Below are 14,035 nucleotides of genomic sequence, written 5' to 3' on the forward strand. Positions count from 1 at the left end.
TATCACAACATGTACTTCTCATTATCTAAATTAACTTTTCGTATTAAGATTTTCCTACTGCTATTTGGATTAGTGATCCTTCAAATGTCTGTCATGGTGTGGCATTTTGAAAGTACTTTATATGAATCTATTAAACATCAGGTCGGTACACGTGCTTTAATACAAGCAGAAGAGATTTCTAGCGATCCGACTCTTATCAATCAAATCCAACTAAATGACCTTAACGCACTGCAAAAAAATATTAGTCGTTTATCTACAATTTCTGACGCGAGCTTCATTGTAATAGGCGATAAGGATGGCGTACGTCTCGCCCACCCCGTTGAAGACCGAATTGGTTTACCTATGACAGGTGGCGATAATGCAGGTGTATTAGAAGATGGAGAATCTTATATTAGCTTGAGAAAAGGCAGTTTAGGCTATGGCGTCAGAGGTAAATCGCCTATTTTTGATCAGAACCAAAATATTATCGGTGTTGTTTCTGTTGGTTATTTATTAAATCGATTCGATCAATGGATTGAGGTGTATATGACACCACTATTGATTGAAATTCTCAGTGTTTTGGTATTAACGTTATTAGCTGCATGGGGGTTCTCGCGCCATATCCAGAAAAAAATGAATAATATGGAGCCTGAAGCCATAACCCTTGCGTTGAATTTACAAAAATCTATTTTAAGCTCAGTATACGAAGGAGTCATTGCTATTGACCTCAAAGGCAACTTTTTAACTATTAACCATTCTGCTCGTCAATTACTTAACATAGAGCATGACATCACCTACTTGAAAACCAGAAATATCATTGAATATGTATCAAACACAGAGTTCTTTTTCCGACATCCATTAGTTGAAAATATTAAAGATGAAATGTTCCTTTTTAATGAACATTATTTTATTGCTAATCGCGTTGCTATTTTTAAACAAAAAGAATTGATTGGCTGGGTGATCAGCTTTAGGGAAAAAAGTGATATTGACGCGCTAACTAATGAGCTTAGCCAAGTTCAACAACACACAGATACGTTACGTGTCTTGCGCCATGAGTTCTCGAATCGACTAGCGACAATTTCAGGACTGATTCAACTGCAACGATTTGATGAAGTACAGCAACTCATTACTAATGAAAATACCAATAAACAAAAACTACTGGATTTTATTCATCAAAAAATACATTTGCCGCAAGTGGCCGGTTTATTATTAGGTAAGTCTTTGAGGGCAAAAGAGTTAAACATCTCATTAATTTTTGATCCTACTTGTCAACTATCTGCACTTCACTCAAAGTTAAGTGAAACTGAGCTGTGTGCAATTATTGGTAATTTAATAGATAACGCCTTTGATGCCACTCAACAGAACACTGATATTCAATCCGTGGTTAACGTATTAATAACAGATGCAGGAAGTGATTTGGTGATTGAAGTGACCGATAACGGCCCTGGAATCGCTGCTGATTTAATTGATGATATTTGGAAAAAAGGCGTCACGATTAAGCATGATAATCACAGCCATGGCATTGGTTTATATCTAGTACATCGTTATGTGACGCACGCAAATGGTTTTATCATCGTAGATAACGGCGACACATTAGGTTGTATTTTCTCTGTATTTATCCCAAATAAAGGTTAAAGGTAAACAATGGATTTAATTGATGTATTAATTGTTGAAGATGATGCCAAAATCGCACAAACACACAGTGAGATATTACGTCAAACAACACGCTTTAATCCGATCGGTATTGCTGAGACACTACAAATGGCTCGCACTATGATTAAAATTCACAAACCTAGCGTGATTATATTAGATAACTATTTACCAGATGGTACAGGCATTGATTTATTTCGAGAAATTATCGCAGACAAATCAAGTCATAAAACCAACGTGGTATTAGTAACGGCATCAGATGAAATAGACACCATCAAAACAGCGATGAAATTAGGTTGCTTTGACTACTTACTTAAACCAGTCTCCTATGAACGTTTACAAGAAACGCTTGACCGTTACATAACACTCAATACTGCGATGAGAGCATACGATAACCTTGAGCAACGACATATTGATGAGCTATTTAATATCCAATTACGCGATAAACACCAACAATCACTGCCTAAAGGAATAGAAAGCATAACTTTAGAAACCATTAAACGCGTATTTTCTCAACATATCGGCGTTCGATATACGGTAGATCGTTTAGTGACTGAAACAGGTATTAGTAAAACTACAGCTCGCCGTTATTTAGAGTATTGTTCTGCAAATGGTTTATTAACCGCAGAAAATGAATATGGGAAAGTAGGACGCCCAGAAAGAGTATATGTGAAAAATGGTGACGTAAATGAACGTTAGCGTATATTCTACTATTAAAATTTTATGTTATTTTTTACTTAAACTTATCCAGTAATTCAGCTAGTTAAACTAAAACACTCGCCTTTTTATGTTTAAACGTTACAATTATTTCTTTTAAACCACTATTGAGAGAAAAGACATGATTGAACGTCAACAAACTAAACAACGTATGAGCCGTGTAGTAAAGCATAACGGAACTATCTACTTATGCGGCCAAGTATGTGCAGATGCGACTAAAGAGATCAAAGAACAAACGCAAACGATGTTAGATAAAGTAGATGAACTGTTAATAGAATCAGGTAGTTCACGTGAACATATCTTATCGGCAACAGTTTATGTTAAAGATATGGCTTTACACTTTGCTGGTATGAATGAAGTATGGGATGCTTGGGTACCAGAGGGTCATGCACCAGCTCGCGCATGTGTTGAAGCAAGCATGGCAAGAGAAGCATTATTAGTAGAAATCTCAGTTATCGCTGCCGTTAAATAATAGCGATTTATTAGGGTTACCCATGAATGATTTATTACCCATCCCGCTTACGACATTTGTTTCGGAATTACCAGCGGATCCAGATGACAATAATAGCTGCCGAAGTATAGAAAAAGCAGCTTATTCTTGGGTAACTCCTTGCACGACTAAAGCCACACACATTATTTGCTGTAATCAAACATTGGCCACATCATTAGGGTTTGATCAGCAAGCCACTAAATCACAAAATTTTGCTGACTTAGTCTCTGGGAACATACGTGACCCACACATAAAGTCTTACGCAATGAATTATGGTGGTCATCAGTTTGGTCAATGGGCTGGACAATTAGGAGATGGCCGAGCGATCAATCTTGGTCAATATCAGGTACTCGACAGTCAACAACATGTCACCTTACAATTAAAAGGTGCGGGTAAAACGCCCTATTCTCGTCGCGGTGATGGCATGGCTGTTTTACGCTCTTCAATACGCGAATATTTATGTTCAGAAGCTATGTACCACTTAGGTATACCAACCACACGCGCATTGACCTTAACACTTACCGGTGAACAAGTAATTAGAGACAAGCTTTATGATGGTCATGCAGCGTATGAGCCTTGTGCTATTGTTGCTAGAGTATCCCCTTCTTTTCTGCGCTTTGGTTCGCTTCAGTTACCAGCTGTTCGAGGTGACATAGACACATTACAACAAACCTTAGACTATTGTATTAGACACAACTATGCACAATTGATACCTGAATCAGGCATTATTGATAAGGTCGTTTATTTATCTTGGTTCGAAATACTTTGCGATCGAACAGCACAATTAATTGTAGATTGGATGCGTGTGGGTTTTGTTCATGGTGTACTAAATACTGACAATATGTCGTTAATAGGCGAAACTATTGATTATGGCCCTTATGGTTGGATAGATAACTTCGATTTGGATTGGACACCAAACACTTCAGACGCTACTGAGGGTAGATATCGTTTCGGACAACAGGCCTACATAGGACAATGGAATTTATTTCAATTAGCTAATGCTATTTATCCACTTATAAATGAAGCCGAGCCACTGCAAGCAACCTTTAATAATTACAATCATCTATACAATGAAAAATGGTTAAAGATGATGCGCGAAAAATTAGGCATTGCAACCAATACAGATAGTCAAGACAACGAATTGGTTAAGAGTGATCAAGCTCTATGTACTGACTTAGAAACAGTGCTTTCAACTATTAATACAGATATGACACTGTTTTATCGTACCTTAGCCGACTATTCAACGCGGGTTTGCCCACAAAATTTACAACAATTACAAGCGCATTTTACAAACTGCTTTTATAATCAAGAAGAAATAACTAAAGACTATTTACAACAATTATCAGAGTGGTTAATACGTTATCAAAAAAGATTGTTAGCGACAGAGCAAGATGATCAACAACGTAAAATACAAATGGATGACGTTAATCCCTGTTATATTTTACGTAATTTCCAAGTGCAGGAAGCAATAGAGTTGGCAGAACAAGGTGATTATTCGAAAGTATTACTTCTTTCCGAACTAATAAAAGCCCCTTACAAGCAACAGCTAAAATATCAACAATTTGAAATAAAACGTCCTGACTGGGCTAGAAATAAATTTGGTTGTTCTGCATTATCTTGTAGCTCTTAGCATCATGATCTGATTAAGAAAACCTTGCTTTTTATTAGTACTTCTGAGATAACGTAGCTATATTTTTTTGATATTAATTTAATGGAGTTATATGGTTCAGGACAAGCTAAGTATTGAACAGATAGTACTATCAAACGATAGTGAATCACTGTTATTAAAAATTAGCCCTTTCTATGCAGAAGTTACTGCAGAAGATATTATTGTCCTTTTAAACACCCCTTCTTTACCAAAATTCAAAGTCAAAATTGATGGAATCAATAAAGCAGTCGATGCATTTAAAATGCTTGCTGAAGGTCAACTTGATTCAACACTCATGGTTGACCCTATTACTATCGCAGAAAAGCAAGATGCTATATTAAATATAGATATCTCTGATGATAAAATGGAGGCTTGTGCCACTATTACCAATGCTTATGGCGGGAAAGAAATCACACTAGATATGATTAAATCTGAATGCCAACGTTTAGGTTTGAGGATCGGTTTAGTCCCTAAAAATGTCTTAGGCCTGCTCAATGCCTGCAAAAATGCAAAACCAGGTGAGACTTTAAAAATTGCAGTCGCACATGGAATTCCACCCATTCATGGTAAAAATGCCACTTTTGTCAAAATGGTGAATACCGAAACACACCGTAAACCCAAACCAAAATTACTAGCTAATGGTAAAGTAGATATGCGTGACCTAGGCCAGTCTATTACCGTTAAAGCCGGCACTGTATTAATGAAAAAGATACCCAAAGAATCAGGAGCTTCAGGTAAAACAGTGACCGCAGAAATAATTGAACATGTGGAAGGAAAAGACGCTGAATTTGTAATTCATAAGAATGTACAGGTTGATCCAAAAAACCCATTAAATTTAATTGCTTCCTCTTTTGGTATTCCCATCGAACAAGACGGTTTTATTAGAATTGATGATGTAATGCTAGTAGAAAAAGTGAGTAACAAGACGGGTCATATAGAATATGATGGAACAGTGGTTATTAGCGGTGATATACATGATCATATGATAGTTAAAGCCAGTGGGGACATCACGGTTATGGGAGTTATTGAATCTGCTAAGATAATTTGTGGCGGAGATTTAACAGTAGAGATGCCTATTATAGGCCATCTAAATAAAGAAGATGATACCTATACCTGTGAAGTCACTTGCGATGGTAATCTAACCGGTACAATAGCCCAATATGCCAATCTCACTATTGGAAAAGACTTAACACTAAGCAGTCAATTAATACATTGTCGCACCTTATGTATAGGTAACATACATGTACACAATGATACCTATACACAAGGAGCCATCATTGGTGGTATTACCACTAGCCATAAAGGTATTACGTCAGTAAGTATAGGGACTTCAGGCAATACAAAAACTGAGTTCCACTTAAAAGGTGATATCGAAAAACTCAAAAAAGATAAATCTAAATTAATCAAAGAAATACAAACATTAGACAAAATGATAAACCAATTTAAAGCCGCTGAAACTAAAGCTGACTCAATTGCAGATATCGAACTACGTAGACAAAAAAGGTTAAATTTAGCTAAAGAAAAGCAGATATGTAGAGCACATAGTGATTTGGCTCAGGCGAGATTGACAAATATTAAGAGTAAATTACTCACCGCTTACGAAAGCCTTTTCTTGATAGCAACAAAAACCTTATACAGTGAAACTAAAGTCTGCTCTGCAGGCCAAGAGTGGAATAGCGATTGTGAGTTAGGCGCAAGTAAAGTATCAATCGAAAACCATATTTTAGACGTAGCTGAATTAAAAGAGTTAGTGCATAACTAACGATATGTCGCAAATAAATGCTTAACAAATAATTTTTGGGTTAAATTATAGCGTTACTACCCTATTTTGATGACTTATCTCAGTAAATTCCCTTACCCCCTCTAGCGCCAAGCCTCATTAAAGGCTAAAATCTTGACCATTATTTTTTCCGGACAATCCATTTCAAAAAAAGAGAGCATTCAGATGGGAAGAGCATACCAGAACAAAAAATTAGACATGGCAAAAACAGCCGGCGCGAAAACTAAAGTTTACTCAAAATACGGTAAAGAAATATATGTTTGCGCAAAAAATGGTGGTTTTGATCCTGATGGTAACTTATCACTTCGTCGTTTAATCGATAGCGCAAAAAAAGACCAAGTTCCAGCACATGTAATTGAACGTGCAATTGAAAAAGCGAAAGGCGGTGGCGGTGAAGATTATGAACGCGCTAGCTATGAAGGTTTCGGCCCTGGTGGTTGTTCAGTTATCGTTGATTGTTTAACTGATAATGGTAACCGTACTTGGACTGAAGTACGTAACTGTTTTAATAAAACTGGCGCTAAAATTGGTTCACCAGGCACCGTTGCTCACATGTTTGAGCATCAAGCCGTATTTGTATTCGCTGGTGAAGACGATGAAGCAGTTTTAGAAGAATTAATGATGGCAGATGTTGACGTTGTTGATGTAGTTAGCGAAAACGGTAAAATTTCAGTATTTTGTCCTCACACAGAGTTTAACAACGCTAAAATTGCACTACATGCAAGCTATCCAGATGCTGAATTAGAAGTCGAAGAAATCACTTACGTACCGCAAACAGATACTGAAATAACTGAAGAGCATGTTGAGAAGTTTGAAAAATTCTTAGAGATGCTAGAAGACTGTGACGATGTACAAAACATCTACCACAATGGCGTATTACCTGAATAACTATATAGCCATCACTTTACGATAAGTTAACTGCTAGTTATCATATAAAAAGCCGCGCTAGGCAACCAGCGCGGCTTTTTATTTACAAAATACTGAGTATTAATACCAATTAAACTGATAAGTTAGTTTAATTGGTAAAGTCCTTTAAACTATTCGTCACCACACCCTAATGCTAATAGAGTGGCATTCCCCCCTACTGCGGTAACATTGGTTGATAATGTTTTTTCGGTAATAAAGCGTAATACTAAGTTCTGATCTCGCGATGTTTCTAATTGAAGTAGATCTGTCTCAGTAATAAAAGTCGCAATCTGCCCTGTTCTATTAGCAATAATACGGTTTAACTCAATCACTTTTTGTTCGTCACCTACATAACCAACACCAGCAACTACATCATCATCTAAAAGGTTTTCTAATGCTTGATTATCCTTCACAAAACACACAGGCATCGCAACCATTGATAAATCACAGGCTTGCTGTAACACTTCAAACAATGCTTTATGCTCTTCTGTATCAGTGACAATCAAACTGTTTCCGCCAACTAATGCACAGCTCAGCAAAGCAGTAAAAGCGATAACCGATGAGTTTTCTTCAGCCATAATTAGAAATACACCACGACCAGAAGTACTTAAAATATTACTTTCACCTGTTGGGCCCGGCATATTCAATGGCTCAGCAATTAATTTTGTCGCTTGCTGGCAATGATACTCGATCACTTGTGAAGCTAATAAATCAATGCACTGTTGAAACTTTAATAACGCACTCCATTGTTCCAATACCGCTAATCTTTCTTCGACGCCGATAGCATTCCAAGGTAACCATGCATCTGCAGCTTGATTAATAACACGTAAATCGCTGACATTTGGTGCTACTTCAATAGTTTCTCTCATCTTTAAACCCCTTCATTCATTTCAACATCAACAGTTACAACTTGTTTGCTGAAACGTTGTAGATAACGTGGTCCACCCGCTTTGGGACCTGTACCTGATAACCCTTGACCTCCAAATGGTTGTACACCTACCACTGCACCAACTTGATCGCGATTGATGTAACAGTTACCAACGCGGCTGGCTTTGGCAATATGTGTATAAGTTGATTCATTTCGACTATGAATCCCCATTGTTAATCCAAAACCACAGCCGTTTATTTGATTGATTACTTCTTCTAACTGCGATGCCTTGTAACGAATGACGTGTAAAATAGGGCCAAATTGTTCTTCTGTTAATTGCGATAAATTATCAATTTCTACCGCGGTAGGTGCAATAAAATCTCCTTTTTGACATGATTCACTTAACGACACTTGTGCCAACAGTTTATGCTGCTCAGTCATTTTCTTGATGTGGTTAGTCAGTTTATCTTTTGCTGTTTTATCGATTACAGGTCCAACATCAGTGCTATGTAAATACGGTAACCCAACAGATAATTCATCCATGGCCCCTTGAATCAGCTCAATAACACGAGGTGCAATATCTTGTTGAATGAATAATACACGCAGTGCAGAACAACGTTGTCCCGCAGATGCAAATGCAGAGCGTATTACATCCCTTACTACCTGTTCAGGTAATGCGGTGCTGTCCACGATCATTGCATTTTGACCGCCTGTTTCTGCAATAAACGTAGCAGGTAATACATCGCGTTTAGCTAGACTCCTGTTAATCACTTGTGCGGTATTAGTCGAACCAGTAAATACCACGCCAGCAATACGATCATCAGAAGTTAAAGCATTACCGATTTCTGCTCCGTTTCCTGTTAACAGGTGAATACTTTGATCATCAAATCCAGCTTCTAACATAAACTCAACCGCACGTGCAGCAATTAAAGAGGTTTGCTCTGCAGGTTTGGCAATGACAGTATTGCCCATCACTAACGCTGCAGTAATTTGACCTAAGAAAATAGCTAATGGGAAGTTCCATGGACTAATACAAACAAATACACCTTTACCTTGATGTGTCACCTGCTGGATAATGTTATCGAAGCTTACATTCGCTTCATTGTTGTCTAACATATCCGTTGCTTGCTGTGCATAGTAGCGACAGAAATCAACCGCTTCACGAACTTCATCAATACAGTCATGAATAGTTTTACCAGCTTCATGATGACAAAGTGCAACTAATTCAGGCATGTTCTTTTCTAACAAATCAGCTAGATTGTATAAACACTGTGCTCGTACTGATACATCTGTAGTGTCCCACTCTAAAAAATGTTGTTGTGCATTTAATAATGCATTTTCAATAAGTTGTGGTGTTGAAAACAGCACACTTCCCACTTCAATTGAACGGTCATAAGGTGCTGTAATAGTTTGGCTAGTAATATCACTTTCTGGCTCATCTAATTGTTGAGCCTCAGTGTAAAGTACTCCATTCACTATTGGTCCCGCTTTCCACTGATAACCTTTAAAGCTCTCAATAGCTTCATGTAGTGGCGCAACTTCACTCTCAATATCTATATTAATGCTAAATGAATTTTTTCGATCGCTAAAAATAGCCGGTGGTAGCTCAATTAAACTGTTATGTAATGTTTTACGTTTAGATAAAGTAACGACAGGATGCTCTGTTAGCTCTGAAATAGCACATTTAGCATCAACTAAACGATGTACAAAAGAACTGTTAGCACCGTTTTCTAATAAACGTCTTACTAGGTAAGGTAATAGATCTTTATGATTACCGACAGGTGCATATATTCGTACATGGCTGTTAAACATTTTCATTACATGGTGATATAAAGCATCGCCCATTCCATGTAAACGTTGGAATTCATATTCTTGATGTTCTGCAATATGCGTAATGTTGGTTACTGTATGTGCGTTATGGCTTGCAAACTGAGGGAAAATTAATCCTTTAATCGCAGGACTTAACAGAAATCTAGCACATGCTAAATAAGACACATCTGTTGCTTCTTTACGGGTATATACAGGGTAAGCTGCAAAACCATTTTGTTGAGATATTTTAATTTCACTATCCCAATACGCCCCTTTAACTAAACGTAACGGAATAATATCACCTTGTTGTTTTGCTAATCCCGCCAACCAAGCAAGTACTGGCAATGCGCGTTTACTGTATGCCTGAACAACTATGCCTAACTTGCCCCAACCTTTAGTTTCTGGTGCAGCGAGTAGCTTTTGAAACAATAATAACGATAATTCTAAACGATCAGCTTCTTCTGCATCTATGGTTAAACCAACATTCACTTCTCGTGCTTTTTTAATCAAAAGAATAACAGTATCGTACATTTCAGTGAGCACACGTTGAGTGTTTGCCACTTCATAGCGAGGATGCAATGCCGATAACTTAATCGAAACCGTTGCTGCATTATCTTGATCTTTTTGATTAAGCGCTTTACTACCCACTGATTCAATCGCCATCATGTAAGCATCAAAGTATTTTTTAGCATCTGTTGCTGTTAATGCTGATTCACCTAACATATCAAATGAATAACTACAGCCTTTGTTAGTAAAGGTTTTACCATTCGACTGTGCTTCATTGATATTACGGCCCAATACAAATTGATGCCCCATTATTTTCATTGCTTGTTGCATTACTTCACGAATAACTGGCTCAGTTAATTTGTTTACTAAACCATTAACAAGATGCGCAGAACTCTTTTTATTGTCTTTCTTTAAGTTAACAATTTTTCCCGTTAATAATAATCCCCAAGTTGAGGCATTAACGAATAGTGAACTAGAGTTTTTTAGATGGGCTTTCCAGTCTGCAACACTTAACTTATCTTTGATTAGTGCGTCTGCTGTTTGCTTGTCAGGAATACGCATTAATGCTTCTGCTAAACACATTAATAGAATACCTTCTTTGGTATCCAAGCTATATTCAGCTAATAACGCATCTATCATATGTACCGCATTTTTATCTTTGCGAACACGCTCAATTAAGTCAGTTGCATCTTTATCAATGCTAGACATTTGCTCTGTAGTTGGTGTCGCTAATGGTAATAGCTGACTTAACCACTCGCTTTCATCAACCATATACAAAGGTGAAATATACGACCACAATACAGATAATTCTGTATCCATAAAATCTTTACGTAGCACGTCTGCTGCATTCAAAAACGACATAAGTATCCCTCTAAAAACATAGCCTTAATCAGACATTGTTGGCAATGTCATAAAACTCGATAGTATTTCTAAATTGAATAAAACGCTTTACCAAAAACTACGATTAATATGTCAAAAAGTACGACTGAAATTGCTATGTGATCCAGATCACTTAATAACCACCTTGATATAGATCAATTAAAGGCGATATTTAGAAGGTGAGATGCCCTGTGTTTTAGTAAAACTGTGGGTGAAGCTACTTTGATTAGCAAAACCACTGGCACTAGCGATAGATGAAAGACTCATTGAATGGTCTGCTAATAACTTCTTAGCAAGGTTCAAACGCATTTGAAGAATATATTGATGTGGAGTCATCTCAACTTGCTGTTTAAATAGCAAATGGAATTGGCTTTCACCTAGATAAACACAACCCGCTAATTGGGCTACGGTTATTTTAGTAGCAATATGCTGGAGAATATAATTATCAATAATAGTCATATTGATTCTATTTTTTAAACTGAGTTTATTCGGAAAATCTAAATGCATGTGACGATGAAGCATTGCTATAACAGTATTTTTACAAGCTTCTGCTAATAAAATATCTTCCGGGGATTCTTTCATTTCTAACACGAGTAATTGTAGAATTGATTGGAATTGTCTGTCTAAACGGAAATATTGATTACTACTGAATAAAGGTTCAATTCTTTTTACTATTTGAGTATCAACACTTAATTCTACGGGTAAATTTAAGGTTAATATCTCCGAGTCTCCAACGCCATTGAAAGCATGCTCCGAACTAGTCGTTACAATGCAGCCTTGTCCTGGCACAATAAAGTTTGGTGTCCCTTCAATGCAAAACTCAGAATAACCTTTTAATGCGATCACCAATTGGTGATGATCGTGATCATGGTGCTCTACTTCATTGGGTAAAGAGATAACTTGCGCAGGCGGTAAGCCAACAGAATCAAATACTTTCATTAGCACTCCGTAACAAGAAAATAATATGATTTCACTTTATGCATTTATTCAAATGCTGGCAAGAAAAAAGTATCACATAAGTGACATTTTTTATTGTTAGCATGGAAGGTTTATTGATGTAGTGCTTGCATATAGAACATAGCAGCACCACTTAATCATAAGTAGTGCTGCTAATTGATTTAATGAATAACAGAATATGCTTAGTTTTTATATAAACTATTAAAACCTTTCACACTAAAACCATTTAGAAATTGATCTCCTACTTTTAAAATAGGAACGCCTCTGAAACCTGTTTTAGCAAACTCTTTTTGACCTGCTGGACTCTTCACATCTACTGAACGAAAAATAATTTTTTGTTGTTCGAGATATTGTTTCGCTGTTTTACAGTGAGGACAATTGACCATGGTATATAAAGTAATACGTTTCATTAAATTAACCTCGTTGATTAATGACCACAACCGCCTTTACTATGCGCATGTCCATGAGACAGCTCATCAGCAGTCGCTTCACGCACACTCACAACTTGGATAGCAAAAGTGAGTGTTTTTCCTGCAAATGGATGGTTCAAATCACAATCAGCATTAAAGCGCCCTACTTTAATTAACGTTACTTCTTGTTTTCCTTGATTCGATTCAACCGTCGCAACCATACCTGGAGACCATTTTTTAGCACCTTGTAAATGTTTTAATGGGATACGTTGAATTGCTGATTCACGTCGATCACCATAAGATTGTTCAGGTGTTAAAGTGACTTCAAATTCATCACCCACTGATTTACCAACAAAGGCAGCTTCCATCGTTTCGAATAAGCCGCCGTGGCCATGAAGGTAGACCAATGGGGCGTTACCTTGGCTGTTTTCTAATAATGCATCGCCTTCATTAACTCGGTAATGAAATTCTACGACACTGTTCTTTGTAATTTGCATATTTATTCCTAATTTAAATTTACTTATTAATGAGTTTCTATTGTATGTTATTTATTTTAGATAGTGATAAAGCCATTGCTTTTGCCAGCATATGTTCTTGTTTTATAGTTTTTCTTTTCTCAGACATTAAAATATAAAACGGCTCTATTCCTACCTCAGCTGAATCTGATAATTTTTTGTTAATATAGTTTCTTGAATCAGTTTGCTTGAAGTAATCAATATCAGATCCTTCAGCTGTAAAGTCTTTGATATCGTTCAGTGTCGGCATAAGTGAATAATCGGCATCACTTGTTAACACAATTTCTAAGCCTTTAGGATCAAAATCAGCAAAGCACACTAATTGATGAGTCCCTTTAAAACGTCTAAAAAACTGATAGGCCATGGCTGTAGTTTGTTGCGCTTTAATATCACCACGATACAGCCATAATGCATCTTTTAAAAAAGCGCACTCAGCATTTAATTTTACCAATGATAAATTAGCCATTACGCTTAGATTTTCTACCAACACAATATAATCGTGCTCAATACTATCAACACTCGTTGCATTAATATAAAGCCCTAAAGATTGAAACTCATTAAGCGCAATGGTTTGTTGATTTAGCTTTAAAGTATTTAGGCTATTAACTAAAACAAACTCGTGGCTAACAGACAAAGTCCGAGTTTTTTCTTCATTAAAAGTGCTAGCTCGCTCAATGCGAGAGGTATCATAAGGAAAATCATCGTAAAGCAAATCCACGTTTAGTTGTGACTTTACTAAGGCGAGGATTTCACGTCTGTCTATATCAGTGTAAACCCATTGGTCATATTCAATTTTTCCTAGACGATGGACTTCAACTATCCATTCACAGGATTTATTTTTTTTAACCCGATTAATCCCCTTCCTTAGTTGTTCAGCAAAGAATTTGTATTGAGTTTTATTAAATAGATACCCGGGCATC

At 36.8% G+C, this 14,035-nt stretch carries 12 protein-coding genes; 6 read left to right on the forward strand and 6 right to left on the reverse strand.

The genetic code is table 11. The annotated features are described in order from the left end of the window. Positions 1–9 precede the first annotated feature (9 nt). The 6 genes from V5290_RS03300 to V5290_RS03325 all read left to right on the forward strand — a co-directional run bounded on the left by V5290_RS03300 (position 10) and on the right by V5290_RS03325 (position 7,152). Entirely contained in the window at positions 10–1,614 is a 1,605-nt protein-coding gene (locus V5290_RS03300; protein WP_333381876.1) for a sensor histidine kinase, read from the forward strand. Between the two features lie 9 nt (positions 1,615–1,623). After that, positions 1,624–2,328: a response regulator gene (locus tag V5290_RS03305; RefSeq protein ID WP_333381878.1), complete on the forward strand. Its 705-nt coding sequence runs from the start codon at positions 1,624–1,626 to the stop codon at positions 2,326–2,328. 139 nt (positions 2,329–2,467) lie between these two features. Further along, the gene (locus V5290_RS03310) at positions 2,468–2,818 is read left to right on the forward strand and encodes a RidA family protein (protein ID WP_290038026.1); all 351 of its coding nucleotides are present in this window, start codon (positions 2,468–2,470) and stop codon (positions 2,816–2,818) included. A 22-nt stretch (positions 2,819–2,840) separates the two neighbouring features. Further along, positions 2,841–4,466: a protein adenylyltransferase SelO gene (locus V5290_RS03315; protein ID WP_333381880.1), complete on the forward strand. Its 1,626-nt coding sequence runs from the start codon at positions 2,841–2,843 to the stop codon at positions 4,464–4,466. Positions 4,467–4,557: 91 nt separating this feature from the next. Next, on the forward strand, positions 4,558–6,246 hold the full coding sequence (locus V5290_RS03320; protein WP_333381882.1) for a FapA family protein: 1,689 nt from the start codon (positions 4,558–4,560) through the stop codon (positions 6,244–6,246). 183 nt (positions 6,247–6,429) lie between these two features. After that, on the forward strand, positions 6,430–7,152 hold the full coding sequence (locus V5290_RS03325) for a YebC/PmpR family DNA-binding transcriptional regulator (RefSeq protein ID WP_333381884.1): 723 nt from the start codon (positions 6,430–6,432) through the stop codon (positions 7,150–7,152). Between the two features lie 149 nt (positions 7,153–7,301). On the opposite strand, the gene V5290_RS03330 is transcribed toward V5290_RS03325, so the two are convergent. From V5290_RS03330 to V5290_RS03355, 6 genes are all read right to left on the reverse strand, one after another. Further along, positions 7,302–8,039: a hypothetical protein gene (locus V5290_RS03330; RefSeq protein WP_333381886.1), complete on the reverse strand. Its 738-nt coding sequence runs from the start codon at positions 8,037–8,039 to the stop codon at positions 7,302–7,304. Between the two features lie 2 nt (positions 8,040–8,041). After that, on the reverse strand, positions 8,042–11,215 hold the full coding sequence (gene putA, locus V5290_RS03335) for a bifunctional proline dehydrogenase/L-glutamate gamma-semialdehyde dehydrogenase PutA (protein WP_333381888.1): 3,174 nt from the start codon (positions 11,213–11,215) through the stop codon (positions 8,042–8,044). 177 nt (positions 11,216–11,392) lie between these two features. Further along, complete coding sequence (locus V5290_RS03340; protein ID WP_333381889.1) at positions 11,393–12,172, reverse strand: AraC family transcriptional regulator; 780 nt, start codon at positions 12,170–12,172, stop codon at positions 11,393–11,395. Between the two features lie 200 nt (positions 12,173–12,372). Next, on the reverse strand, positions 12,373–12,600 hold the full coding sequence (locus V5290_RS03345) for a glutaredoxin family protein (protein ID WP_333381891.1): 228 nt from the start codon (positions 12,598–12,600) through the stop codon (positions 12,373–12,375). A gap of 17 nt (positions 12,601–12,617) precedes the next feature. After that, the gene (locus V5290_RS03350; protein ID WP_333381893.1) at positions 12,618–13,097 is read right to left on the reverse strand and encodes a peptidylprolyl isomerase; all 480 of its coding nucleotides are present in this window, start codon (positions 13,095–13,097) and stop codon (positions 12,618–12,620) included. Between the two features lie 37 nt (positions 13,098–13,134). Next, positions 13,135–14,034 carry a DUF7281 domain-containing protein gene (locus V5290_RS03355; protein ID WP_333381895.1) on the reverse strand — a complete coding sequence of 300 codons (900 nt, stop codon included), beginning with the start codon at positions 14,032–14,034 and terminating at the stop codon, positions 13,135–13,137. Position 14,035: the final 1 nt, after the last annotated feature.

This window comes from Psychromonas arctica, from assembly GCF_036697365.1.
GTDB lineage: Bacteria > Pseudomonadota > Gammaproteobacteria > Enterobacterales > Psychromonadaceae > Psychromonas > Psychromonas arctica_A.